The sequence below is a fragment of the Erwinia sp. JUb26 genome, from assembly GCF_003751505.1.
Taxonomy (GTDB): Bacteria; Pseudomonadota; Gammaproteobacteria; order Enterobacterales; family Enterobacteriaceae; genus Erwinia.
Genome location: NZ_RJVB01000001.1, coordinates 643,626 through 668,844 on the forward strand (window position 1 = coordinate 643,626; position 25,219 = coordinate 668,844).

The following is a 25,219-nucleotide window of genomic DNA, read 5'->3' on the forward strand; positions in this document are numbered from 1 at the left end:
ATCAACTCGAATTAAGATTAACCAATCATTCATGATATGAATTGTTTTTGCGGTATGATCTGGATATAAATTCATAATTTAAACGATTAGATCACATTTTTCACAAAGACGCGTTGATGACTGAATCCTTTCTCTGTAATTATTCATGCTGTATGGCGGGGCAGCCTTTGCCCGATTTCCCCCTAATGTAGTTCAACACCTTCGTGGAGAGACTCTTAATGAGTAACCCAGTGGCGGGCCAAGCGTCAGGCACTTCTGATGGAAATAAAATGACAACAAATACCTTAAATTACGATGTAAAGCCTGTATTCATACGCCTGGGGCTGCTGATGTTCATTCAGTTCGTCGTGTTTGGATCATGGTTCTCAACTCTGGGCCTGGTGCTAATCACTAACAACCTGTCTGGTATCGTTGGATTTGCCTATGCCCTGAGCGCAGTGGCTGCACTGTTTTCACCCGCATTCGTAGGAGCGCTTGGCGATCGGTTCATTTCTGCCGAAAAATTGTTGGCGATTGCCAGCTTTATAGGTGCGGCCATTCAGTTCGCACTCCCTTCAATGGTGCTGGGCGGCCATTCTGAATGGGTGCTGGTGCTGATTTTTCTGTACATGCTCTGCTTCCAGCCAACCCTGGGATTAGCGAATACAGTCTGCTTTGAACATCTCGGTGAACATCAAAAACTTTTCCCATTCCTGCGCATCTTTGCCACTCTTGCCTGGGTTCTGGCGGGTATCACTGTAGGCGTGCTGGGGCTGTCTGCTTCACCCCATATTTTCACGCTGGCAGGCGGCGCAAGTGTGGTGATGGGCCTATATGCACTGACACTCCCTAAAACTCCTCCAACGAAGAAAAATGCGCGTCTTAACTGGGGGGACATTGTTGGGGTTCACTCCTTCCCATTATTTAAAATGCGAAATTTTTCGGTGCTGATGCTGTGTGCCGTGATGACATCCATCTCTTTGGGTTTTTATAACTCCTTTGCCTCCGCTTACCTGGGCGCCCTTAAAATTGAAAATATCGCCGCCGTTCTTGCTATAGGGCAGGTTACTGAGGTGATCTTTATTGCACTTGTCCCATTTGTGTTGATGAAGATCGGCATGAAGTTTGGCCTGTTAATTGGTATGGGGATGTGGGGAGTCCGATTCATTATCTTTATTGTTGCCGCTCATAGTGATAAAGAGTGGGCGATAGTTGGAATTGCATTACATGGTATCTGCAATGACTTCTTTATTGTTCTCAGTGCTATGTATATCGACAAAATCACCCCAAAAGAGATGAAGGCTCAGGCACAGAGCTGGCTAATCATTGCCATTTCAGGCGTGGGCTCAGGTATTGGTGCTGTTGTATCAGGAAATATTTTTGGCGGCATTGTTGCCAGCAATCAGGTAGACAACCCACTTGCCTGGACTCAATTGTGGATCGTACCGATCGGTATTGCCGTCGTCACATCCATCGTCTGGCTTGTCGGCTTTAAACGAAATGCAGCCGGGCTGACCGGATATTTCAAATAGCGTATTGCGGTATAGGAGTAGTTATGTTTGATAATTTTTTGATCCGACCCGGTAGCCTGAAAAATGAAACGGTTGACGGTAAGGTAATTGGCTTCAAATTAGCGGTAAGAAATGCCAACTATCGGGGAGTTTTCCTTTCACTGCATAACGGCTACTTCATCTCGGTCGATGGCCAGGAGTTTGGACGTGAATTACAAACGTTCGAAATCAATGGCAAACCGCCGCGTGATTTCGGTGAAATTGCTAATGCGGTTTATGAACACTGGGACTATGGAGATGAAGGGATCCTCCACGTCGCTTATCCGGGGGGGCTTGATGCGGGGAGCCACACCGTCCGATTCCAGCAGTCGGTATTGGCAGCATATGGCTATTTGCCAACAGATGAAGAGTGGGTAAAAACACCGCCAGTTCCTGGCAGCGGTGCGGGATCCGACAAAGCCCCGCAGATTGTCAGCTACGACCTTGAACTGGCCTGAGGAAATATCAATGAAACGCGGTGTATCTTTATATAGCTATCAGCAGTCCCAATTTTTTGGCGAAACTAATTTGGATTCTCAAATTGAAGAAGTTGCCAATAATCTTAATGGCGCAAGGGGTATTGAAGTCATCGATGAGATGTCTTTGCAATATCCTGCGCCAGGCAAAGCGTTTATGCAAAAGTGGTATGATTTAATCGACCGCAATGAGCTACAACCCGTTGCACTGGATGCCGGCATGGATGTCCTGCAGTTCCGTACTCATGTTATGAGCTATGACGAATGTGCAGAGCGCTTACGTAGTGACATTAAACTTGCTCACAGCCTCGGTTTTTCAATTGTGAGAGTTCTTTCTGTCGTACCTGTCGAAATAATGATTAAGGCGCTGCCTCTCGCGGAAGCACTCGACATTCGAATTGGTCGTGAAATTCATCAGCCAATGCCTCTCGAAGGTCAAAACGTTAACGAGATCATTGAGTTTTGCGAAAAAAACCACACCCGCCATTTAGGCGTAGTCCCAGACTTTGGCATTTTCGGAACCCGGCCTTCTGAAGTTATGCTTGATTGGTTTATCCGCCGTGGAGCTCAGCAAGAAGCAACGGAAGTCGCAGTTAAACTTGCCGAACTGATCCAGCGTAATGATGCCCCCTTCAAGGTTGTCGATATGGCGCGGCACACGGCAGGAAACGTGCGCTCGGAATTTAATCGCTACGTTAAAACAGGTGTTTGCACGGATGAATTCCGCCCTTGCTTTGCTGCAATCAAGGAGATGACTGAACAGGCGGTTAAATCGCCACAGGATATCGACTACACCGTTGCTGCCGAGGGATTAATGCTATCGCAAACGTCGGCGAATACTCTGAAAGATATCAGCGAGCATATTACGCATATTCACGCTAAATTTTATAATATGTCCTTAATTCCAGGTACTACCGATCGGTATCAGGACATCTCTATTGACTATGCTTCTCCAATTGCAGCGCTCAAAGAGGCCGGATTCCAGGGATACCTGAATTCAGAGTATGAAGGCCAGCGGTATTTTCATGACCGTGGCCGTGAAAACATGATGAGTGAGATCGAACAGGTTCGTCGCCATCAGGAAATGTTAACGCGTTTAATTTCAGCGTGAGTGAGAAAAATATGAGCCAGAAGCATCACTCAACCCAGAGAAAAACCATCGCCTACGTTGGCACTTATGGAGATGAACACGATCCCGGGGGAATTTTCGCTGTAGAAGTTACGGGTGATGGCGAAGTTTTTTTACCGGTCAGCCGTACGACAGCACCTAAGCTTGCGGGTTATCTGTCGTTTGATCCTAAAACATACACGCTTTATTCCGTTGATGAACGTAAAAATGATGGGAGAGGGCCCGTAGAGCCACCTGCAAGCGTTGTGGCATTTCGAGTGGACCGTCAATCCGGTGTGCTGACTAAAATCGACAGTCATTTGGCACCGGGGCCTCGTCCAACCTATCTCAACCTTGACAGTAAAAATCGCCGTCTCGCGTGTGCAAATCATGGTGACTTTGAACATGTTGAGAAGGTGGTACATAAAAATGGCAAATGGGTATCGGAGTATGTTTATGATGATTCCACTGTTATTTTGTACTCGTTGGACGATGATGGAAAAATCGGCGGCATTAGTGATGTGATCGTGCTTCAGGGACACGGTACCGACCCTAACCGGTCACCACAAGCCGGTGGCCACGCGCAAGCCAGCCCGCATGCACACAGTGCTGTCTTTTCACCGGATGGCACCTTCCTTCTGGTCTGTGACAAGGGAACTGACTGTATTCATGTCTATGCCGTAGGCGCTAACCTTGAACGGGTGCACAGTTACCCGTTTCCACCTGAAACGGCACCGCGTCATCTTGAATTCGCGGGTGGTAGTCGTGTGTATTTGACGTGCGAAATTTCATCTGAGCTGGCGTCAATGAACTTTGATTCCGCTACGGGACAGCTAGAGCTTCTGGATAAAATCCAGACTGTTTCTGATACCTTCGGCGAGTTGAATGAGCCCGCTGAAATAAGGGTTCACCCGAACGGACGTTTCATTTATTTAAACAACCGGGGTGAGGATTCTCTTTCATGGTTTAGCGTGACAACTGAAGGGAAGTTATTACGACTAGGTCATGTTGAACTGGCCAAATCAATTCATCCGGGTCTCGCCGCACGCAGTTTCACATTTTCGCCTGATGGTGACTTTTTAATTGTGGCCGATCGTTCAGATAACAGCATTAAGTCCTACCTGGTTGATAGTGAAGATGGCAGTTTAAAGTATCAGTCAAGTTACAATGTGCCTAATCCTGCATTTATTGAAATTATTACACTTTAAATATTAATAAACTGCAGTAATCTCCTCCTTTTTGCAATAAAAAGGAGGGGTTTTTATGCACGCTCTAAATCCATTACTCTACAGGCGAGAATGAAAATGAAATATAAAAACAAAGCACTCTTATTGGCTGTGGCCGTAAGTGCTCTCTGTTCACATTCAATTTTTGCACAGGATGGAAAACAAACGACCTGGGATGGTTCTGTTATTGGGTTTGAACCTAATAGCTCTGGTATGTTAGGCGATGCTGCTGGAATCAGATCTGGATTATCCGAAAAAGGGTTTAACTTTGGATTGGTTTATACCAGTGAATCAGCGACGAATGTTGCCGGCGGATATAATCATGACAATCACCTTGCCTACGTTGATCAGGTCGTTTTCATTTTTGAACAGGACCTTGAACGCTATACCGGTATTCCTGATGCTAAAATCGAAGGTTTGATTACCAACCGTAACCACGATAATAATTTAACAACCCAACGTGTACAGGATTCACGCGCTTACTTTAATGACCTTAATCAGGAGGTGTGGGGTGGCGGGTCGATAACACGTCTGGGATACCTGTCTTTCAGCCGTAGTTTTGACGATCGTCGCCTTCACTGGCGTGTGGGTCAGATGAATTATCAGCAAACATTTGACCAGATCGCCCCCTGTGATTTCCAGACGCTGTCACTTTGTGGCGGTAAGTCATCATATGCACGAAGCTGGGATACATGGAATATTCACACATGGGGAACAACCTTTGCCTATGATGTGACCCCCGAACTGACGCTTAAAACCGGTGTACTGGAAAAGAATAACCTTTCTACACAACGTGGCCGTACATGGTCATTCTCTACACATGGAAGCAAAGGGGTCCTGATACCTGTTGAAGCTCAGTACAAAACCCAAGTCAACGGGCTACCCGGTTTATACAATTTGGGGGTGATGTATAACAATGCGGACCAATATGAACTTTATACGGCCCCGGGAGACGAAACCAGGAGCCATAATAACACCTGGTTTATGTGGGCAGGATTCAACCAGCAAATCACGCGTTCTCATGATGCTCTGAACAGGGGGATGAGTTTAGCCGGTGGTTTTGCATTAGGCGATCAGCGAACCGATCCATTCCATGTGGCTGCGTCACTTTCAGCGCGGTACAGAGGACTGTTTGATGCTTTACCTAACGACTGGATAGGATTAGGCGTAAGTTATCTGGACATGAGTAAATATCAGGCAAGAGCGCAGCGTTTACAAAACACCTTAAATGGCATCAGTGATTATAGCGACCCGGGCTACACGCCGGTCGTTGGCCATTCCATTCAGCTTGATCTGTATTACCGTTTCCGACCGGTCCCCTGGTTAGATATTCAGCCTGATATTCAGTATTGGATTCATCCTGGCGCAATCAAGGAAACGCAGGATGCCGTCGTTGTCGGTCTTAAAACTGCGGTCCGTTTCTGAAGGCTAAATAGTTGCGTAATTTAATTATTATATTTTTCTAAAAAAGAAACCCCGTGCAATGAAACGTGCATGGGGTTTTTCAGTTCCAAAGTTAAAAATATCACCTTTATTGTGATTAAGTCTGAAAGAGCAGGGTGGGCAGGTGGCTATCGTTTCTGTGTCTCTCAATAGAGAGCACATCAAGGCTACTCATCACAAGTAGCCTGTATAACTATTGAGATGATTATCTCTCAATTATTTTTCTCAAACTGATAAGCAAACTGCATAATTTTCAGATCGTCTCCTGCTTTCCCCATAAAGGAAAAACCAACAGGGACATTTCCTATAGCTTTCCCGGCCGGAACTGAAATCTCAGGGAATCCAGTTGAAGAGGCGATATATGAAGCTGCATAGCTGTCAGAAGATTTGCAGATATAATCTTTATCACTTTTACCGTGAATCACAGAGGCAGGGCAGCTCATCGTTGGGAAAATGATGGCATCATAATCACCCTCTTGCACTATTTTTAACAATTCACTGCGAAGGTGTGGAATTCTTTGTGTAAGAATCCCGATATATTCAGGTGAATCGGTTGTTATCGTTTCAATACTATCAATAAGCCCTTTATAACGCCCCGGATTGATTGTTTTTTTACCATTATCGGTCAATTTATTAAGTACAGATAAAAATTCAGTACTATTTTTAGGCTGACCATTACCCAGCGTAGTAAGATAAGCATCAAACTGAGGACGGAATTCTGCTGTGCCTACCGGCCCTAAAACAAGGCTCCAGAGGTTCTCAAACTCCGCAGGCAGGCGTATATGCGTAACTGATGCACCGTCGTGTATTAGCTGATTTACCGCTTCATTTTTAATACGGTCTATATCTGGATTTCCTCCGTCAAAGTTATCCAGTACAGCAAATTTTTTCCCTTTAAGACTGCCGGAAGCAACAGAGTGGCTGAATTTATCTACTGGGTGCTCCACAAACTCAGTGGCTTTATCACTCGGATCAATTCCGCGAATAGCATCCAGCACAATAGCCTGATCACTGACTGTACGGGTAATTGCCCCTACATCATCCGATGTCAGAGAGAGTGGAATAACCCCGGAACGACTGGTTAATCCGAGTGTGGGTCTAAGGCCAACCGTTCCGGTAACACTGGCTGGCCCACGAATTGAACCACTGGTGTCTGTGCCCAGAGCAAAAGGGGCAAATCCGGCAGCAACTGCTGCTGCAGAACCACTACTCGAACCGGATGTATCACGGAGAGGATTATAGGGATTTACTGTTTGCCCACCGACTGAGCTGTACCCCATCCACCCATAGGATGCTGCCAGTTCTGACATATTGGCTTTACCAATAAGAATTGCCCCTTCGTTTAGTAATTTCTGTACGACAAAAGAATTCCTGGCTGGTTTGTTGGTCTCAAGGGTAAGGTTTCCTCCTGTGGTAAGAATACCTTTCGTATCGTAGTTATCTTTGACGATGAAAGGAATACCAGCAAGAGGTGCGTTTGCCTTACCTCCATGATTAGCTTCATCCCACGCTTTTGCCTGTGACAGTGCATCAGTATTCAGTGTTATCAATGCATTGATTTTTTTACCATGATGATTGTCTTTATCAATCGCAGCCATATATGCACTGACAATCTGCTCTGAAGTAATATCTTTTTTATCCAGCGCACTACGTAATTCCGACAGGTTCATTCTGGTAATTTGTGCATTACTTATCGTTGACGCAAGTGAAGCCCCTGAAAAAACAAGAGAAATGACAGAAATCAATAAATTTTTTTTAAACATTTTGCATCCTAAAGAATAGTAGCATCTCAGGAGTGAAGCAATTTTTGTGCCAAGATGCACAGCTAAATAGCGAGTATGAAATGACCTTGATGTGATTTTTGATAATTTTTTCTAATATTGTTTGCACTAAAAATAAGCGCTCGCACTAGGTTAGGGCAAGAACAGGTGGTTAGAGGCCGTCGGCAATCATCCAGTGACGAACAGTCTCTACGGAGATTGATATATGGTGGCGTTCTCTGAGTTTTTTTGTGGCTTAGCCAGCGCCAGAACATGTCCCAGCCTTTTGTTCTCTACAATCGCCCCCTGGTCGACCTCCGCCAGTCGATCATAGGCAGAGCAGGGAAGTGCAGTATCGTTTCCCCGGAGTTCGATTCTTCCGTCAGGATAATGGTAAACCTCAATATATTTCCCCATAACCCGGCGACTTTATCATTGTCTTCAAGCAGATTTAGTCAGTACAACATCATGAAGCTCGGCCAGCTTCTCGCAGGCGAGCGTCGGACCAAAGTCGTCGTAGTTATCGCGGATAATCAATCACATCCTGCAGGATCTTGAGGCGGTTAACTTCATTCATCGTAAAGCACTCCGAACCGTAAGCCGTCATCAGTTGCATCATCAGTTGCGTCCTCAGCCGTGAACTCATAAAAGGACGATAAAGCGGGCATTTCAATATAGCCAGAGGCGGACAAGTTCATCCAGACGTTTTTCGATAACAGCCTGAATGACGGGAAGACGGTGAAGTTCTTTATTCGACATGGTCACCAGCATCAGCAGAAATCTCCCAGAAAAGGTGGCAAACGCGCCGCATCTGGGTGACATTATAAACTAGCTAAAAAGTGACATTATCAAATGGGACTTACAGAATTGGTGCGCATAATGTATATTATGTTAAATTAACTCTCAGAAGCAGCACCCAACTCATCCATATCACCTCTACCCTCATAAGATGGCCTACTCTTGCCAAATTCTCCTCTTCAGGAGTTTTTTCCTATCTGCGAAGATGTGACAACGCCTCCTGCATGTAAAGTGTTATCGCTGGAACCTGCCGTGTCCGTCATAATTTCTACCGGATTCAGCCCGGCCTGCTGTTCCAGAATCCCTTCCAGTACAAAGTTGGGATCACGGGCTGAACATTGCGCATTGCGTGCTTTTACTGGAATTTTATACAGTGTATTTGCACCGCAAAGGTATAATTATGTACCGCAAGTGAACATCCACCCTTGATACAAAATTGGCTGTTTTCAGGAGAAAAATGAAATGAGTAAGCTGGACTGGTTCAATAACGTAGAAGATCGCACTCACCCCTGGGAAGGTATGGGACTGACATGGTTGACAACTGCACTCAATGTGCCTGATGTGAAAGCTGCCGTTAGTTTTTATTCTGGGGCAATGAAGATGGTGGCGATTGCAGAACTTGAGGAGGAAAACGGGGATATTTTGTTTGCACGTATCCGCTATCGTGGCACCAACTTTACCCTCAACAAAGAAGGATGGGATTCTGACCTGAGCAGTCCAGTGACTTCAGGAGCGCCGGCTCCTTTTATATTTTACATGTACGTTGATGATGCGGTCACTTTGGTAAATGAGATGGTTGAAGCTGGCGCGACTATTCTGAATGAACCCACCGAAATGTTTTGGGGTGATTTGAAAGCCCGCGTGAAAGACCCATTTGGCTTTATCTGGGATATCGCTCAGAAAGTGTAAAGAAATTGCCCGGTCTCCGGGCAATGCTACGCGAATTCTGCAGTTTATTGTGTGGGATAACCAGGAACAATTCACGTAGCGACACCATTTCATCTTCATCACGCCATGATGCAAATACTCATGACATTTGACTCATTACATGAGTAGAATAAGACTTCTATTCAGCTCAGGAGCCGCATCATGTGGATTTGGCAGCAGGAAAACTGGCCGGCGTTCAGCTGGGACCGTCAGCGGATCGAACCGCTGCTGCGCGCCACGCGTTTTTTGCAGGGGAAACTCTACGGTAGCAGCATGTTGCTGGATGAAACAAGAAGCACGCTGGATAACGTTCTGGCCAACATTCTCTATTCCAGTGATATCGAAGGAGAACGCGTTAACGCCCATTCGGTGCGATCCTCGCTGGCGCATCACCTCGGCATCGAGGACGGCATGACCTATGCGGTAGATAAAAAAACCGAAGGCCTGGTGGCATCGGCGCTGGACGCCATCGAAAACCTGGACCAGCCGCTGTCTCTGGAGCGATTACTGCACTGGCACGCCCTGCTCTTCCCCGCTGGCTCCGGGCTGCTGTATCCGATCGTCGGCGGCCAGCTGCGCAGTGGTCCGGTTCAGGTCGTTTCGGGCCGCCTTGAAAAACCGGTCGTTCATTTCGAAGGGCCGGACAGCGCCGCCATTGCCGACGACGTCGATGCGTTTTTACAGTGGTTTAACGCCAGCCGCAACGATCCGGGACTGGATCCGCTGCTGCGAGCCGGAATAGCCCATCTGAGGTTTTTAACGCTCCATCCTTTTGAGGACGGTAACGGCAGGATCGGCCGTCTGATTATGGACCTGGCGCTGGCGCAGGCGGAAAGCAACACTGTCAGGCTCTATGCGATGTCCCGCACGATTAATCTGCATCGCCAGGACTATTATCAGGTGCTGGAAAATACCCAGCGCGGCGAGCTGGATATCACCGTCTGGCTCAGCTGGTTTATCGATATGCTCAGAGCGTCGATAGAAGAAACGCTGGCGGTTATCGATAAAACGGTGTTTAAAACCCGCTACTGGCAGCGGTTCGACGCCGCGCAGATTGGCGCCGAACAGATTAAAGTGCTGAACCGCCTGCTGGACGGTGACTTTAGCGACGGCATCAATAACAGCCAGTATAAGGCGGTAGCGAAGGTCAGCCGGGCCACCGCCACGCGCCATCTGGCACAGCTGGTTGAACTGGGATATCTGCTGGCCTGTCCCGGCGGCGGGCGCAGCACTCGCTACGGTTTAAGCCAGTTCTGAATGAAGGATACGAACCGTGATTTATTCAGGTGCCTGCGAGAGCGGCCACGGCGTTACGATGTTCTCCGCAGAGCGGGCAGCGTGTGAATTAATGCCCCATTCGCGCTCCCTTTCGAAAGCCATGCTGTCTTGCCCGCCAGGTAATAACAAAAGCGACGACCAGTAACAGAATCAGTGCCGGCGGCAGCGCCGGTGATCCCCAGTTATCCAGCAGGATCCCACCGGTGATACCCGCCGCCGCAATCGCCCCATTCCATGCCACCACGTTCATCGACAGCGCGATGTCCGCACCCTCGCCTGCCGTATCGGCCAGCGCGGTCTGTAGCAGCGTGGCCGCGCCGCCAAAGCTCAATCCCCAGACCGCCACACCGAGGTAGATCGCTACAGGCTGCTGAGAAAAGAACATAAAGATCAGTGAAACCAGCGCAAATACCGCAAGGCTGACCAGTACGCTGCTGCGCAGATGTCGATCCACCAACTTCCCGGTGACGGCAATCGCCAACAGCGCGGACAGCCCAAAGATCAGCAGCATAGTATCAACGGAGGATGCCAGACCTGCGGATGCGAGGAACGGCGCAATATAGGTATAGAGAATGTTATGCGCAAGCATCCAGACAATGACCACGGCAAGCACCGGTCGCACTCCCTTCGTAGTTAACACCTGACGTAGCGGCATACGTTCATGGCGCGACTGCCCCGGATAATCAGGCACTTTGGCCAGCACCCAGACTGCCAGTATGATGGTCAGGGCGGAGATGGCCGAAAAAATGCTGCGCCAGCCAATTATGCCGCCAAGCCAGGTACCCAGCGGCAATCCCACGGATAAGGCGATCGGCGTCCCGACCATCGCTATGGCCATCGCTTTCCCCTGCTGATGAACGGCCACCATCCGCCGCGCGTAACCGGCAAGCAGACTCCACGACAGCCCGGCTGCCATGCCCGCAAAGAAGCGTGCGGCAAGGGTCAGCCAGTAGTTTGAGGACCATGCGGTAATGCTGTTGAAAATAAAAAATCCCGCGATCGCAAGTAAAAGCACATTCCTGCGGCGCCAGCTCTGGGTGGCAATGGTCAACGGAATGGCGGCCAGCAGCGATCCCAGAGCGTAGGCCGTTACGGTTTGCCCAGCCAGTGAGTTTGAAATGTTCAGCCCTGCCGCCATCTGCGGCAGTAATCCCGCAGGCAGGGTCTCCGTGATGATGCAGATAAATCCCGTCATCGCCAGCGCCAGCAGCGCGGAAACCGGCAGTGCCTGCGCTTCAGTGTGCGATCGTGAAGCGGCTTTTTCAGTGGAACAAGGTAAAGCGAGTTCTTTCTCCATACGTCCTTCTCATTTAGTATATGTATCGATCGGTATATATTTGGCGATGAATCATCCCTCAGCCACTCAAATTAACCGGCCGATAGCTGATTGGTTATTGATAACTCTCTGGTCATCCCACTTAAGTATCGATCGGTACATTAGTGGGTGGCAATTTTTTTGTCAACGAGATATGTATCGTTTAGTATAGTAATGCGCACACGCGGGTAACGGAGGAAGAAATGGCCACGATGGGACGACCAAGAACGTTTGACAGGGATAAAGCGATTGATGATGCCATGCACCTGTTCTGGCAGCACGGTTACGAGTCAACATCACTCGCCCAGCTCAAGGCCGCGATTAACAGTGGCATCTCCGCGCCCAGCTTCTATGCGGCGTTTGGGTCAAAAGAGGCGCTGTTTCGCGAGTGCGTACAGAGATATCTGGCCACCTACGGACAGGTTACCGAATTTCTATGGGATCGCCGTTTGTCACCGCGTGAAGCGGTAGAAACCACGCTGCGATCGTCAGCAAAAATGCAGTTTGATCCCCGCCATCCACCGGGATGTATGGTGGCATTGGGCACGATGAGTGCGACCTCCGCCGAGCACGCCGATGTTGTCGAGCCGCTGGCCCGCTCGCGTAACCGGACCAGTGAAGGGATCCTGTCCGCTTTTCAGCGCGCTGTTGCCAGCGGAGAGCTGAAAAAGGAGACTGACGTTACCACCCTCGCCATGCTGTTCACCACGTTCCTGTTCGGAATCTCTATCCAGGCACGAGATGGCGCCAGCCTCGATCGGCTCAATAGCGCGATTACTCAGATCATGCAGCTATGGGATGCCTCAGTATAAATTAGCAGGGACTTAAGCCGCGCCGCCTTACCTGATAAACCGTCGCGGAAATTGACAGCATCGCGACCAGAGTCAGGAAAATACCCATCGCAATCATGGAATTAAAACCAAACAGCTGGAACAGCAGCAGGCCGCAGATGCCGCCGCCCAGGAAGGATACAATGGTTACCAAATGAGTAAAAAGCTGGCTGCTGTGCCCCCGGAGGTCGCGCGATGGATCCCTGCGCAGGCTGACGCACAGCAGCGACCCCAGCGCGATACCGGCATCGGTCAGCGTGCCGGTGATATGCGTTGAGCGCACTCGCCCGTTAGAGAGCTGCGTGGAGGTTGAGTTGTGCAGGCCCATCAGAAAGCCGAGAAACACAATCACTTCACGGTTGTTAGCGTGGGAGTAGTAGAACTTTTCAAACAGCGACATCATTGCCAGAGCGATCCCCTCTAGCAGCAGAATAATGCTGAATATCGTTCGGATATTATTTCGGATGCCGCTAATTACCAGCATCCGCGAGGCCATTGACCCGACAACGAAGGCGATAATAATTGCGGCAAGAAACGATAAATCACCTAAATCAGAATTAGAGACTTCAGAAGAAATCTGCGAGGTATTTCCTGACATATGGGAGGGAAATATACCAAAAGCGCCCAGTGCCATCGCGTTGAGAATACCGGCAGTGGTCGCTAATAATAAGGCTAAATTACGGTCTTCATTGTGCGTTCGGCCCTTCTTTCGCTTTATGAGCATCTGCAACATCGTTAACGTCTCCACAGGTGTTGCTTCATTCAGGGCATACAGCATACCCTCTTGAACGCTGAGTATAGGGCATGATTGCGGGGTTAACCGGCATAAATAGATAATTCCTATGCCTGAAAGGCGCAATGAAAATTAATAAAAAGTTAGTTAAGTTAATGTCAATAAATAAGCCTGCCTGGACGGATATTACTCCTTTTCAATACCGCTTTCTGGCGCCAGCGCATTAGCGAGTGCCGGGTCAAACAGCGATAAACTTTCAATCTGTGAAACCAGGATAACCTTGCGGAATGACAGTACGTTTTTGGGCTGCGAGGTGAAATCAATCCCATGCTGTTCATACCAGTGGCTGTAATTATGCTCGATCGCCAGCTTTAAGGTTCTCGAATCGCGATAGCCGCTCAGCATCGGGATCAGGACAATATTGGCCGTCCCTTCGTTTTCAAAGGTGGCCGCATGGATCATCCCGATGTAGATCCGGCGAGACTTGAGCGTCACCCAGGCCAGTTCGCCCTCTTCCATGCATTGAAAAAGCAGCTGTTCGAGGCCGTTAGAGCGTGATAGCCGCTGATAGAGATCCTTCCTGCTACCGGCATTCAACCTGGCGCTGCCCGCCCAGTTTGAGCGATAAAGGCAAAAGATAATTGCCAGCCCCAGCATGATCACCACGGGTGCCTGGATGCCCAGAAAACTCCAGGTCATAAACTCACTGTGAAGGCTGAGATGCGCGGCGGGTGCGGGATTTAGCAGATTATTTATCGTGGAAATAGTCAGTAAACCAAGCCATATAATAGCGGTCGCCAGTACGCCCTGTAATACGAATATGCAGCCGTACAGCGCCACAAGGAAGTATACGTCCCAGCCGAATGAGCGTTTAATTTTAATCCGCGTAGAGAGGTCACGGCTGGTATACCAGTATCCACAAACCATCAGCACCATAAAAATCGCGGTACCCATTCAGACATCCTTTAACGTGTGGACGTGCTGAAAGAAACTCTCCTGCACTTCCGGGCTGGTCGGATTAACGGAGACATTGCCGTCTTCATCAACGATGATGCGATCGCCCTCCTGAATAGATTCCATAATATCCTGGCGGCTCATCACCTGAAGCAGCGATTCGGGGCTGGCAAACAGTGAGGAAAATAAGTTTTTCATATTAAGAGGACAAATCCTTGTGACAAAACTGAATAGAACAGTATGGCACTTGATGACGGATATCACCGGGCCTGTCACCTGTTTAAAGATTTATCTCAGGTTCCCGGTCCTGATTGCGGTCATTCAGGACCGGGAGGTAAACGTTAATCTACCGCATTAATCACCTTCTGAAACGCCATCACTTCGCATGCAGGCGGTCGAGGCCCGCGCGTAAATCTGCCATCAGGTCCTGCGGATCCTCCAGGCCAATTTGCAGGCGTAGCGTGGCACCCTGCTCCTTCCACTGCGTTGCGGTACGGTACTCCCGGCAGTTGAACGGGATGATCAGGCTTTCAAATCCGCCCCATGAGTAGCCCATGCCGAACAGTTCAAGACCGTCAAGCAGTCGGGTGACTGCGGGTTTATCGAACGCCGGGTCGAGGACGATCGAGAACAGCCCTGTTGAACCGCTAAAGTCGCGCTTCCACAGGTGGTGCCCGGGGCAGCTCTCGAAGGCGGGATGTAAGATGGTCTTCACCTCCGGCTGCTCCGCCAGCCAGGTCGCCATATTCAGCGCACGCGTTTCCGCTTCCTTCAGGCGGATATGCAGCGTTCTCAGCCCCCGCAGCGCCAGGAAACAGTCTTCCGCGCCGGGTAGCATCGCCATGCTGTCATAGGTAGCCCGCAGATCGGGCCAGGTTTCGGCATTGGCGCTCACCATCCCCATCAGCAAATCGGAGTGGCCGCTCAGGTACTTGGTTCCCGCCTCTACAGAGAGATCGCAGCCGTGGCGGTGCGCCTGGAAGAACACCGGCGTGGCCCAGGTATTGTCGATAATCGTTTTAATTCCGCGCTCGCGGGCGATGCGGGTCATCAGCGGCACATCCTGAATCTCAAAGGTTTGTGACCCCGGCGATTCCAGGAACAGCGTGGTGGTTTCCGGCCGCAGCAGGTTGACAATACCTTCCCCGATTAGCGGATCGTAATAATCTGTCGTCACGCCGAATTTTTTCAGCGTCAGATCGCAAAAGTTTCGCGTGGGTCGGTAAACCGTATCCGGCATCAGCAGATGATCGCCCGCCTTCAGCGTGGTCATCAGCGCCAGCGCCACGGCTCCCAGACCGGAGGGTGACATCACCGTTCCCGCCGCACCCGCCAGCTCGGTCCAGGCGTCTTCAAGATTTTTAATCGTTGGCGTTCCCAGCGTGCCGTAGGCGAACTCTGCCCGGCTGTGTTCAAGATCCTCCACGCTGTTAAACACAACCGTTGAACCGCGATATACCGGGCAGTTGACGAAGCCCCGCTGATCCTGCGTGTTTCTGCCGATCTGTGTCAGTCGGGTTGCTAAGGTTAATTTTTCGGATTTCATGTCTTTCATAGTTACGTCCATTTAGTGTGCCACCAGCCTCTGCCAGCGAATTATTCGACGAATTTTAAAAAAGGCGATATGCACAGGAGGATGCCATAGAAGGCAATATAGTAATTCCGTTTAGCCCGAAGGTTTTCCAGCGCGGGAACCTTCGCCACCAGATAAAAGGGAATTAAACAGGCCACCAGCCCGAATATCGGCCCGGAAATTTGCATCAGCAGCATGACGGAAAAATCAAAGCTGACCCAAACCCAGAGGAAAATGACAATGCCGATTGCAACGGTGAAGGATAATTTCGCCCGGTTAACCTTATCCGTGCCGGCAATCCGTGAAATCAGATTTACCGCCAGGCCGACAACGGCCTCTTTAAACCCCAGATAAATACTGAAGAATGCGGTCAGGATGGCGAAAATATTCAGCGTTACCGACAGAATATTAACCAGATCGCCCGGCATAATTTGTGAAGCCAGCGCCAGCGCGGAGATATTCTGATCTAAAGCCGAAATCGCTTCTTCTTTGGTGATGGCAAAACTAAAGGAGAATGCAAAGAACAGCACGCTGACCGCCAGCACGATATAGGCAATGCGCGTTGCCCTGACCGCACGATATGAGGCCACCAGCGGGTCGCGTTCTACCTTGCGAAAAGCGATATTCATCGGATTGAGGATCTGCACAAACAGGATGGAAAACAGCGTAAACGGCAGCGTCAGCAGGACATCGCGTAAAAATGTCAGCAGCGGTGGGAACGCCGAAATGTTGCTCAGGCTCCAGTAAGGCATCATGACCAGACCCAGGAATACAATCACCCCCAGCTTGAACAGAATCATCGGCCCGGATATACGAAACAGCAGCCTTTCCCCCTGATTCGCAATCGCGACGATGATCGCCAGCAGGATTAACGGATACCAGCTGGTCTTTGAAAGGAACGTTTCGGTAAGCCGGTAGCTGTGCAAATACGTGGCGCTGTCGTTGACCAGGCTCATCGAATAATTGAGAATGCCCATCAGCAGCATCAGGAAATAGGCGATTCCCAGCAGGCCCCCCCAGTTCTTCCCCAGATACTGGGTAATAATTTCGGCGTAGCTGTCACAGGATTTGGTCTGCGTGAGCGTTTTCAGATACAGATCCTGCAGCCAGTAAATTGCCGGATAGCTCAGTATAATGGCAAAAACGAAGACCCAAATCCCCTTCACACCGGCCTGAATGGGCATATAAATAATCCCTGCGCCAATCGCCATGCCAATACATAACACCACCCAGCCCAGATCGTAACGGGTGAATGGGATCTTATAATTATTTACCGCCTCTTCACTATTTATCGTCATTTTAAACCTCGGTTCAAGAGACATACCTGCGAATGTTCTGCATTGCAGAAAACCGCAGTGAAATAGAACTCGCGTCAGAAGTTTTTACTCCTTCGTTCCGCAGACTTATATTCCGTGAACGGCGATCGTTTGCCATGAAGTGTTTTTCACGGCAAAGATGATTTGTGACAGGCGCGGCTTTATGGCCGTCTACTGTGAATACGGTTCACAGTTAGTGTCGCGGGGAGTGATTGTCTGATCACAGTTTTTCGTCAGCCGGTTCTGAATAAAGGCCAGAAAAAGGCGCAGCGTTTTGTTCTCTTTGGCCGAATGACGGATCCTCGCCTGCAGCTGGTGAGTCACCCCGGGATCGTACTCAGACAGCACCCGGACGAGTTTGCCGCCGTGAATGTAATGACTCGCCAGATAGTCCGGCAGGCAGGCCACCCCCCCATGCAGCAGCGCCCTCTGCAAAAGCAACAGGCTCGAATTACAGGAAAGATGCGGGGTCACCGCCACCGCTTCACTCTTTGCATGCTGACGAAACATCCATTTACCCTCGTGCGTCATCTGCGGATACACCAGGCAGTGGTGAAAGCGTAAATCGGCAGGAACGGTAATCGGCGGATGGCGGCGTAAATAGTCGGGGGAAGCACAGTAGAACCAGCGGATATCCATCAGCGGCTCCGCATCATCGTTCTGCGTCACCGCCTCGGAGGTAATTCTGAACGCCACGTCGATATCTTCGCGTTCAAGGTTGATAAAGCGATCGTCGAGCATAACGTCAATACTGACGCCCGGATACAGCGCCTGAAAATCCCCCGACAGTCTGGGAATATGCGTACAGCCAAAGGCCAGCGAACAGCTGATGCGCAGGGTTTCGCCCTGCATGCCCGGTAAGCGGCTGCCGTCGGCAATACTTTCAATATCGGCAATAACCCGCTGCGCCAGTTGCAGAATGCGGCGTCCATCGAGGGTCAGCTGGAAGGGGCGGCTCTCACGGTTGATTAACAGATGGCCGGTAATGCTTTCAAGCTGCGAAAGGCTTTTACTCACCGCGGAGGGCGTCAGCCCCAGCTCTCTGGCGGCCCGGGAAAGGTTGCCCGTTTCGGCGATTTTAATAAAGATCTGAAACTGATTCAGATAACCGGAAAGGTTTGGAATGTTCATTTATCACCGTCGTGCGTTGATAAATGTGATATGCGGATGTCCCTGAAATGCATATTTATCTCTTTCTTCAATATAATCAGATATTAAAAATCGAGTCTAATCTATCCCACACATTTTATGCAGTGTGTTATTTTCAACATGCAATGCAGATCATGCAATTTATAACGGATGAAAAAATGGCCGTATCCGCTTAACGAATACGGCCATCAATAACGTGCCGGGGGGCTGACTTAGGCTTCCTCCCCCGCGTCGTGCATCCCTTTACGCAGGGTGAAGTTTACGCCCATAGTCAACAGCGGTTCCGGTGGGTTCCACTCTGGTTTTGGCAGCGACAGTAGGAAGTTGATGGTGTCGTTGCTTTTGCCCGCCAGCCAGTCGGCCAGCATGGTGCCCATCGCGGTGCCGCGCACGGTACCCAGCCCGTTACAGCCCAGCGAGCCGTAAACGTTCTTTCTCAGTTCGCCGAACAGGCTTGAACCGTTACGGGTCATCCCCAGGCCACCGCCCCATGTATGTTCGAAATTCACATCCTGCAGCGTTGGGAAACGGCGCTCAAACGACTGACGGTGGTTTGAGCGATACTTCTCGGTATAGCCCGGTTTGTAGCGTCCGTCCGAGTTAAAGCTGAAGCTGTTACGGATCAGGATGCGGTTATCGTGGGTACGACGCGAGGTGGTACCGAACGGGTCGGCCGGGATCACGCCCCAGAACTCCTGACCGCCAATGCTGTCCTGCTCCGCTTTGGTCAGCGGACGCGTCAGGCTGCCATAGGTGAAGATCGGGAAAATAGTGCGTTCGCCAAAACCAAAGTGCGTACCAAACGCATTGTTGGCGAGGATCAGCTTGTCGGCAAAGATACGGCCCGTTGCGTGATGCAGCACGATTTCCGGCTCATATTCAATGGCGGTGATCGGCGTCTCTTCATACAGCTTGACGTTGGCCGGCAGGCTGTCCGCCAGGCCCTTCACCAGTCCTGATGGCTGAACCAGGATGGTGCCCGGGGTGTACAGTGCCTTACGGTAGAATTTGGTGCCGAGATGGTCAGGCAGATCCTTACCTTCGATGATCTTGCAAGGCTGTCCCAGCGACTCCAGGCCGCCGCGATAGGCTTCCAGCACCGCGATACCGCTGTCTTCCACCGCGGCCTGATATTTACCTGAGTGGCGCATCTGCGCATCAACGATGTTGTGCTCTTCCACCTGCTCTTTCAGGATCCGCTGGCCGGTCTGATTCAGGTTCAGGATATTACGGGCAATTTTCTTATCGCCGATATAGTCCGGCGCGCCGATATCGTGGGGTACGTCGATCAGGAATCCGGCGTTACGGCCCGAAGTACCGAAGCCAACCTGCTGGGCTTCGACAAGGATAATCTGGTCATCCGGGAAGTTCAGCGCCAGCTGGCGTGCGGCGGCCAGGCCGGTAAAGCCGGCGCCAATCACCACCCACGGTGCCTTCGCATCGCCCACCAGCGCAGGCTGCGGCTGACGTTTACGGCTGGTGTGGAACCAGCCCGGCGTCGGGTCGTCTGAAGGCAGCGCATCAATTTTCAGCAACGAATCCGGTGCGGCGGGAAGATTGTCGGTCAGCAGGGAAGCTCCCCCTCCCGCTGCAACGATACCCGCGCCAATACCGGTACCAACCAGCAATTTTCTTCGTGAAATACCCATTAAGAATAAACTCCGTGATGAGAACAGATATGCCTTGAAGAACCCGAGAGCGAGGCTTCATGCATTTGTTATGTGTATTACATGTATACACTAAGTATTTTTATTATTTACATTTGTAAATACTCTGTCAACCAGCTATGACACTTTTAAACAGATTTGTAACACTAAGATCAGGGGTTTAGGTTGTTCTTGAGTTCGACTTCGGTATCCGGCCTAAAGCCGATCGGAGTTGCGCTAAATCGTGAATGACAGACGGAAAACGCTAAAAATGGTTTAAACGAGGGAAGTGCTGGATTCTGGCATTGAAAGAAATTTACAGCGGCAATGACCGCGATCGGCGCGGCGATCCCGCGCGCGATTTCAGCAAGTTTGGATGAGATGTCTATCGGTATATGATTGGTGGACTAAGCGGAAAACAGAAGATTAATGAAGGAGAAACAGGCGATCTGCTCACGATAACTTTTGGCGCAGATCGCTTCTGTCAGAGGTCTTCCAGCAGCTTTTTCGAGAAGGTTCGCAGCATGTCCAGCTCTTCATCGTCCATGCGCATAAAGCAGCGCATCTGCTTAGGAATGGCGACGAATTACGAAAATGAGAATTGCATCGATTTTGTTAACATCCGCCGTCTTTGCTTCAGCCGCTTCCGCAGCGACCACTCAGCCACTAAACACGCCTGCCCCTACCGCCGGTGTAAAAGCTTTTCTGGACGTGCTGAATTCAGGCAAAGGTAAACCGATGGAACAGATGACCCCGCAGGAAGCCCGCCAGGTACTGATCGGCGCTCAGCAGGGGGCAAAACTCCCCGCCGCACAGGTCACAGATAAGATCATTGAGGTGAACGGTCAGAACATCAGGCTGAAAATCGTCAAGCCGGAAAATGCAACAGGTACCCTCCCCGTGTTTATGTTCTTCCACGGTGGCGGCTGGGTGCTGGGCGATTACCCGACTCATGAACGTTTAATCCGCGATCTGGTGCGTGATTCCGGCGCGGCCGCCGTGTATGTGGATTACACCCCTTCCCCGGAAGCGCACTTCCCGGTGGCGATCAACCAGGCCTATCAGGCGACCCGCTGGGTGGCCGAGCATGGCAGTGAAATCGGCGTTGACGGCACTCGCCTGGCTCTGGTCGGTAACAGCGTGGGCGGAAATATGGTGGCGGCGGTTGCCCTGCAGGCGAAACAGCTTGGCGCACCAAAAATCCGCTATAACGTCATGCTGTGGCCGGTAACCGATGCGAACTTCGATGATGCGTCCTACCGTCAGTTCGCCACCGGCCACTTCCTGACCCGCAACATGATGAAGTGGTTCTGGGATAACTACACCAACAGCGCGGAGGATCGTAACAACATTCTGGCTTCCCCACTGCGGGCCAGCACGGATCAGCTGAAAGGCTTCCCGCAGACGCTGATCCAGACGGCCGAGCTGGATGTGCTTCGTGACGAAGGTGAAGCCTTTGGCCGTAAGCTGGATGCCGCAGGCGTGCCGGTGACCGTCACCCGCTACAATGGCATGATCCATGACTATGGCTTACTGAACGCGTTAAGCGAAGAGCCTACGGTGAAAACGGCCCTGTCGCAGGCCGCTGCCGAACTGCAACAGCATCTGAAATAGTGTCATCCCGGGCAGGTTCAGCTCTGGTCTGTTTATAACGGCGGTAATGACTGAGCTTGCCCGGATCGATACTGTTTCACATCCCCGCTGTTGTTTCCCGCTTAACCTTTCCTGAAATCCCCGGTTTTCGATTTTACTGAGATTAATCATGCTCACGCGTTATCATCGTGGGCGTTTAGCGTGTAAATTTATGCCGGAAGCGAAGCGCTGAATCGTGCGTAAGATGCTACATTGACAACGTTGCAGATAATCAGAAAATACCTCCCACTGTGCTGATATGAAAAAGGAAGTCGATCATCGTCCGGTTCCGTCATCTCTCTCCTCGGTCTAAAGGCCGGTCAGGCCTGCTTATCGCGGCCGGGCTGCTCCTTGCCAGCTGTGCCGGAAAGCCGCCGGTTTCCCTCGTCACGCCGCTGCCGACCGTGGCCCATCCGCCGCAGCCGACCGTGCCGCAAAGCCAGCAGCCGATGCGGGGTGTGTGGTTAACCACCGTTTCCCGCCTGGACTGGCCGCCGATCGCGTCGGTGAATATCAGTAATGACGCCCAGCGCATCAGCCAGCAGAAAAAAGCGCTGACCGACAAGCTGGATAAGCTGAAAAGCCTTGGCATTAATGCGGTGTTCTTCCAGGTGAAACCCGACGGCACCGCGCTGTGGCCGTCAAAAATCCTGCCGTGGTCGGATATGATGACCGGCAAAATTGGCCGGGATCCGGGCTACGATCCGCTGCAGTTTATGCTCGATGAAGCGCACCGGCGCGGCATTAAGGTTCACGCCTGGTTTAACCCCTACCGCGTCACCGTTAATACCAAACCCGGAACCGTTACGGAGCTGAACCGCACGCTGTCGCAGAATCCGGCCAGCGTTTTTGTGCTGCACCGCAACTGGATCCGCACTTCGGGCGATCGTTATGTTCTCGACCCGGGTATTCCCGACGCCCGCGACTGGATCACCAGCATCGTTGCCGAGGTGGTGGCGCGCTATCCGGTGGACGGCGTGCAGTTTGACGATTACTTCTATACCGAGTCGCCCGGTTCGGCGCTGAACGACAGTCAGACTTTCAGGCAGTACGGCCAGGGCTTTGCCTCTAAAGCCGACTGGCGGCGGCACAATACCCAGATGCTGATTGAGCAGGTTTCCCGCACCATTAAACAGCTGAAACCGAATGTGGAGTTTGGCGTCAGCCCGGCAGGCGTGTGGCGCAATCGCTCCCACGATGCGGCAGGTTCCGACACGCGGGGCGCGGCCGCCTATGACGAATCCTATGCGGATACCCGGCGCTGGGTGCAGCAGGGGCTGCTGGACTACATTGCGCCGCAGATCTACTGGCCTTTCGCCCGCGATGCCGCCCGCTATGACGTGCTGGCAAAATGGTGGGCGGAGGTGGTGAAACCGACCAAAACCCGTCTCTATATCGGCATTGCTCTGTATAAAGTCGGCGAGCCGTCGAAGAACGAGCCGGACTGGACCATCGGCGGTGGCGTGCCGGAGCTGAAGAAACAGCTGGATCTGAATGAGTCGCTGCCGCAAATCAGTGGCACCATCCTCTTCAGGGAGAACTACCTCAATCAACCGCAGACGCAGGACGCGGTCAACTACCTGAGAAAACGCTGGGGAGAATAATTTTTTTCTCCCCGCCGCAACTTTTCTGTCTGCTGCTGCGAACTGATAAAGGAGTCAACCAAACCGGCACTCACTTACTTCGCAGGAGCAGATAATGAAACTGAAAAAAATCGCCTCTACACTGACCTTCTCCGCCGCGCTGGGCCTGTCCGCCCTCGCCTTTAATGCCGGCGCCGCACTGCCCGCCGGGGCGAAAGCGCCTGATTTCGAATTGCAGGGCGCGCTGGCCGGCAAGCCGATTACCTTCTCATTGCAAAACGCGCTGCAAAAAGGCCCGGTGGTCCTGTACTTCTTCCCGGCGGCCTTCAGCGCGGGCTGCACCATCGAAGCCCACGACTTTGCCGAAGCGACCGATGATTTCACGAAAATGGGTGCAACGGTGATTGGCGTGACCGCCGGAAATACCGAGCAGGTCAGCGATTTCTCCAAGCTGGAGTGCCGCGACAAGTTTGCGGTAGCCGCCGATCCGGGTGCGAAAGTGGCCGGTGAATATCAGACCCAGATGCAGATGAAAGGCAAAACCCTTTCCGACCGCACCTCTTACGTCATCGCCCCGGATGGTAAGATTCTGCTGAGCTACACTGACAGAAATCCGGAAACCCATATCGAGAAAACGCTGGCCGCCGTGAAGCAGTACGACACGGCTCATCCACGTACCCACTAAGCCACGAGGCCAGCGATGTTAACTGCCATGCTGGCCGCCTTTATTGGCGGCATTATTCTGAACTTCATGCCCTGCGTGTTCCCGGTGATCTCACTTAAGGCGTTCGGGCTGCTGCGCCATGCGGATAATTCCGCCAGCACCCGCCGCGAGGGGCTGGGCTTTCTGCTGGGCGTGACGGTAACCATGATGGCGCTGGCGGGGATCCTGCTGGCGGCCCGTGCGGGAGGCGCGGCTGTGGGCTGGGGATTCCAGCTGCAGTCACCGCTGGTGATCGCCCTGCTGTCGCTGGTGATCCTTGCCGCGGCGCTGAACCTGCTGGGCGTATTTGAAGTCGGCCTGTCGGCGCAGCGCGTGGGCGCGCTTGACGTCGGGCGCGGCGCTTTTGTTCGCTCCGCGCTGACTGGCGCGCTGGCGATTATTGTCGCTACCCCCTGTGCCGCGCCGTTTATGGCCAGCGCCATTGGCTATGCGCTGGTGCAGCCACCGGCGGTGGCACTGGTGATTTTCTTTGCGCTGGCGATGGGCTTTGCCGCGCCCTTTACCCTGATTTCGCTGTTCCCGGCGCTCGCACGGCTGTTGCCCAAACCCGGCGTATGGATGGATATTCTTAAGCGCGCGCTGGCCTTCCCGATGTTTGGCGCGTACGCCTGGCTGGTGTGGGTACTGGCGCAGCAGGCGGGCAGCGGTGCGCTGGCCACGCTGCTGGCCGCCTCCGTGGTGCTGAGCTTTGCGGCCTGGCTGTACGGTATGGCGCAGCATCGTCACCTGCAGGGGAAAGGCCATAAGCTGATGTATGCGGTGACCGCCGTGCTGATCGTCGCCGTGCTGGCCCCGCTTCCCGGCCTGATCAAGCCGGGGGATGCTCTGCCCGGAGAAGCCGCTGCAACGGAAGTCACGCAGGAAAAATGGACGCCGCAGACCGTTGCCGCCCAGCGCGGAAAGGGTAAAGCTATCTTTGTGAACTTTACCGCCTCCTGGTGTATAACCTGTCAGGTTAACGAGAAAACCTCGCTCTCCACCCAGGCCGTTAAAGACGCGCTGGCCAAAACAGGCACGCGCTATATGGTGGCGGACTCCACCAAATTTAACCCGGACGTGGACGATGCACTGAACGAGTTTGGTCAGGGCGGCCTGCCGCTGTACGTGGTGTATCCCGCCGACGGCGGCCCACCAAAAGTACTGCCGCAGGTGCTGACGCCGGGCATTGTGGTGAATGCACTGAACCAGGCAGCCGGTAAAAAAGCGTAACAAGGCGGAA

Annotated in this window: 21 protein-coding genes and 2 pseudogenes; 12 read left to right on the forward strand and 11 right to left on the reverse strand. The window is 51.7% G+C overall.

Features of this window, described 5'->3' with window-relative positions:
- Positions 1–218 precede the first annotated feature (218 nt).
- From EC836_RS03050 to EC836_RS03070, 5 genes are all read left to right on the forward strand, one after another.
- Complete coding sequence (locus EC836_RS03050; RefSeq protein WP_123329990.1) at positions 219–1,511, forward strand: MFS transporter; 1,293 nt, start codon at positions 219–221, stop codon at positions 1,509–1,511.
- Between the two features lie 23 nt (positions 1,512–1,534).
- Complete coding sequence (locus tag EC836_RS03055; protein WP_123329992.1) at positions 1,535–1,987, forward strand: DUF6379 domain-containing protein; 453 nt, start codon at positions 1,535–1,537, stop codon at positions 1,985–1,987.
- Positions 1,988–1,997: 10 nt separating this feature from the next.
- Entirely contained in the window at positions 1,998–3,116 is a 1,119-nt protein-coding gene (locus tag EC836_RS03060) for a xylose isomerase (RefSeq protein ID WP_123329994.1), read from the forward strand.
- Between the two features lie 11 nt (positions 3,117–3,127).
- The gene (locus EC836_RS03065; protein ID WP_123330746.1) at positions 3,128–4,321 is read left to right on the forward strand and encodes a lactonase family protein; all 1,194 of its coding nucleotides are present in this window, start codon (positions 3,128–3,130) and stop codon (positions 4,319–4,321) included.
- A 96-nt stretch (positions 4,322–4,417) separates the two neighbouring features.
- Positions 4,418–5,764, forward strand: a complete 1,347-nt coding sequence (locus tag EC836_RS03070; protein ID WP_370346452.1) for a carbohydrate porin — start codon at positions 4,418–4,420, stop codon at positions 5,762–5,764.
- Between the two features lie 230 nt (positions 5,765–5,994).
- Here the strand turns inward: EC836_RS03070 and EC836_RS03075 are convergent, their stop codons facing one another.
- From EC836_RS03075 to EC836_RS25095, 3 genes and pseudogenes are all read right to left on the reverse strand, one after another.
- Positions 5,995–7,545 (reverse strand): amidase, encoded by a 1,551-nt coding sequence (locus tag EC836_RS03075; protein ID WP_123329997.1) that lies wholly within the window; start codon positions 7,543–7,545, stop codon positions 5,995–5,997.
- 213 nt (positions 7,546–7,758) lie between these two features.
- Positions 7,759–7,971: pseudogene (locus EC836_RS03080) on the reverse strand (ISNCY family transposase); the annotation flags it as partial.
- Positions 7,972–8,576: 605 nt separating this feature from the next.
- Positions 8,577–8,693, reverse strand: a pseudogene (locus tag EC836_RS25095) (Tn3 family transposase); the annotation flags it as partial.
- 109 nt (positions 8,694–8,802) lie between these two features.
- Between EC836_RS25095 and EC836_RS03090 the strand changes: the two are divergent.
- Both EC836_RS03090 and EC836_RS03095 read left to right on the forward strand, forming a co-directional pair.
- Positions 8,803–9,249 (forward strand): VOC family protein, encoded by a 447-nt coding sequence (locus tag EC836_RS03090; protein WP_123329999.1) that lies wholly within the window; start codon positions 8,803–8,805, stop codon positions 9,247–9,249.
- A gap of 180 nt (positions 9,250–9,429) precedes the next feature.
- Positions 9,430–10,524 (forward strand): Fic family protein, encoded by a 1,095-nt coding sequence (locus EC836_RS03095; RefSeq protein ID WP_123330000.1) that lies wholly within the window; start codon positions 9,430–9,432, stop codon positions 10,522–10,524.
- An 88-nt stretch (positions 10,525–10,612) separates the two neighbouring features.
- On the opposite strand, the gene EC836_RS03100 is transcribed toward EC836_RS03095, so the two are convergent.
- A complete protein-coding gene (locus EC836_RS03100; protein ID WP_123330002.1) occupies positions 10,613–11,842 on the reverse strand; it encodes an MFS transporter in 1,230 nt (409 codons plus the stop codon).
- 221 nt (positions 11,843–12,063) lie between these two features.
- Between EC836_RS03100 and EC836_RS03105 the strand changes: the two genes are divergently transcribed.
- Entirely contained in the window at positions 12,064–12,672 is a 609-nt protein-coding gene (locus tag EC836_RS03105; RefSeq protein ID WP_123330004.1) for a TetR/AcrR family transcriptional regulator, read from the forward strand.
- A 1-nt stretch (position 12,673) separates the two neighbouring features.
- Here the strand turns inward: EC836_RS03105 and EC836_RS03110 are convergent, their stop codons facing one another.
- The 7 genes from EC836_RS03110 to EC836_RS03140 form a co-directional block, all read right to left on the reverse strand.
- Positions 12,674–13,423 (reverse strand): YoaK family protein, encoded by a 750-nt coding sequence (locus EC836_RS03110; RefSeq protein WP_123330006.1) that lies wholly within the window; start codon positions 13,421–13,423, stop codon positions 12,674–12,676.
- A 186-nt stretch (positions 13,424–13,609) separates the two neighbouring features.
- A complete protein-coding gene (locus EC836_RS03115) occupies positions 13,610–14,377 on the reverse strand; it encodes a hypothetical protein (protein ID WP_123330008.1) in 768 nt (255 codons plus the stop codon).
- A complete protein-coding gene (locus EC836_RS03120; protein ID WP_123330010.1) occupies positions 14,378–14,575 on the reverse strand; it encodes a hypothetical protein in 198 nt (65 codons plus the stop codon).
- 178 nt (positions 14,576–14,753) lie between these two features.
- The gene (metC, locus tag EC836_RS03125) at positions 14,754–15,932 is read right to left on the reverse strand and encodes a cystathionine beta-lyase (RefSeq protein ID WP_123330012.1); all 1,179 of its coding nucleotides are present in this window, start codon (positions 15,930–15,932) and stop codon (positions 14,754–14,756) included.
- A 41-nt stretch (positions 15,933–15,973) separates the two neighbouring features.
- Complete coding sequence (locus EC836_RS03130) at positions 15,974–17,248, reverse strand: amino acid permease (RefSeq protein WP_123330014.1); 1,275 nt, start codon at positions 17,246–17,248, stop codon at positions 15,974–15,976.
- A 189-nt stretch (positions 17,249–17,437) separates the two neighbouring features.
- Positions 17,438–18,397: a LysR family transcriptional regulator gene (locus tag EC836_RS03135; protein ID WP_123330016.1), complete on the reverse strand. Its 960-nt coding sequence runs from the start codon at positions 18,395–18,397 to the stop codon at positions 17,438–17,440.
- A gap of 230 nt (positions 18,398–18,627) precedes the next feature.
- Positions 18,628–20,064: an FAD-binding oxidoreductase gene (locus EC836_RS03140; RefSeq protein ID WP_199734997.1), complete on the reverse strand. Its 1,437-nt coding sequence runs from the start codon at positions 20,062–20,064 to the stop codon at positions 18,628–18,630.
- 591 nt (positions 20,065–20,655) lie between these two features.
- Here EC836_RS03140 and EC836_RS03145 point away from each other — a divergent pair.
- From EC836_RS03145 to EC836_RS03160, 4 genes are all read left to right on the forward strand, one after another.
- Positions 20,656–21,675: an alpha/beta hydrolase gene (locus EC836_RS03145; RefSeq protein WP_123330018.1), complete on the forward strand. Its 1,020-nt coding sequence runs from the start codon at positions 20,656–20,658 to the stop codon at positions 21,673–21,675.
- A 293-nt stretch (positions 21,676–21,968) separates the two neighbouring features.
- On the forward strand, positions 21,969–23,297 hold the full coding sequence (locus EC836_RS03150) for a glycoside hydrolase family 10 protein (protein WP_199735025.1): 1,329 nt from the start codon (positions 21,969–21,971) through the stop codon (positions 23,295–23,297).
- Between the two features lie 94 nt (positions 23,298–23,391).
- The gene (locus EC836_RS03155) at positions 23,392–23,961 is read left to right on the forward strand and encodes a peroxiredoxin (protein ID WP_199734998.1); all 570 of its coding nucleotides are present in this window, start codon (positions 23,392–23,394) and stop codon (positions 23,959–23,961) included.
- Positions 23,962–23,976: 15 nt separating this feature from the next.
- A complete protein-coding gene (locus EC836_RS03160; RefSeq protein ID WP_123330024.1) occupies positions 23,977–25,209 on the forward strand; it encodes a protein-disulfide reductase DsbD in 1,233 nt (410 codons plus the stop codon).
- Positions 25,210–25,219 lie beyond the last annotated feature (10 nt).

Bases quoted from the DNA above. Each gene is read 5' to 3' on its own strand.
- EC836_RS03050 (WP_123329990.1), top strand. From the start codon at position 219: ATGAGTAACCCAGTGGCGGGCCAAGCGTCAGGCACTTCTGATGGAAAT.
- EC836_RS03055 (WP_123329992.1), top strand. From the start codon at position 1,535: ATGTTTGATAATTTTTTGATCCGACCCGGTAGCCTGAAAAATGAAACG.
- EC836_RS03060 (WP_123329994.1), top strand. From the start codon at position 1,998: ATGAAACGCGGTGTATCTTTATATAGCTATCAGCAGTCCCAATTTTTT.
- EC836_RS03065 (WP_123330746.1), top strand. From the start codon at position 3,128: ATGAGCCAGAAGCATCACTCAACCCAGAGAAAAACCATCGCCTACGTT.
- EC836_RS03070 (WP_370346452.1), top strand. From the start codon at position 4,418: ATGAAATATAAAAACAAAGCACTCTTATTGGCTGTGGCCGTAAGTGCT.
- EC836_RS03075 (WP_123329997.1), bottom strand. From the start codon at position 7,545: ATGTTTAAAAAAAATTTATTGATTTCTGTCATTTCTCTTGTTTTTTCA.
- EC836_RS03090 (WP_123329999.1), top strand. From the start codon at position 8,803: ATGAGTAAGCTGGACTGGTTCAATAACGTAGAAGATCGCACTCACCCC.
- EC836_RS03095 (WP_123330000.1), top strand. From the start codon at position 9,430: ATGTGGATTTGGCAGCAGGAAAACTGGCCGGCGTTCAGCTGGGACCGT.
- EC836_RS03100 (WP_123330002.1), bottom strand. From the start codon at position 11,842: ATGGAGAAAGAACTCGCTTTACCTTGTTCCACTGAAAAAGCCGCTTCA.
- EC836_RS03105 (WP_123330004.1), top strand. From the start codon at position 12,064: ATGGCCACGATGGGACGACCAAGAACGTTTGACAGGGATAAAGCGATT.
- EC836_RS03110 (WP_123330006.1), bottom strand. From the start codon at position 13,423: ATGTTGCAGATGCTCATAAAGCGAAAGAAGGGCCGAACGCACAATGAA.
- EC836_RS03115 (WP_123330008.1), bottom strand. From the start codon at position 14,377: ATGGGTACCGCGATTTTTATGGTGCTGATGGTTTGTGGATACTGGTAT.
- EC836_RS03120 (WP_123330010.1), bottom strand. From the start codon at position 14,575: ATGAAAAACTTATTTTCCTCACTGTTTGCCAGCCCCGAATCGCTGCTT.
- metC (WP_123330012.1), bottom strand. From the start codon at position 15,932: ATGAAAGACATGAAATCCGAAAAATTAACCTTAGCAACCCGACTGACA.
- EC836_RS03130 (WP_123330014.1), bottom strand. From the start codon at position 17,248: ATGACGATAAATAGTGAAGAGGCGGTAAATAATTATAAGATCCCATTC.
- EC836_RS03135 (WP_123330016.1), bottom strand. From the start codon at position 18,397: ATGAACATTCCAAACCTTTCCGGTTATCTGAATCAGTTTCAGATCTTT.
- EC836_RS03140 (WP_199734997.1), bottom strand. From the start codon at position 20,064: ATGGGTATTTCACGAAGAAAATTGCTGGTTGGTACCGGTATTGGCGCG.
- EC836_RS03145 (WP_123330018.1), top strand. From the start codon at position 20,656: ATGAGAATTGCATCGATTTTGTTAACATCCGCCGTCTTTGCTTCAGCC.
- EC836_RS03155 (WP_199734998.1), top strand. From the start codon at position 23,392: ATGAAACTGAAAAAAATCGCCTCTACACTGACCTTCTCCGCCGCGCTG.
- EC836_RS03160 (WP_123330024.1), top strand. From the start codon at position 23,977: ATGTTAACTGCCATGCTGGCCGCCTTTATTGGCGGCATTATTCTGAAC.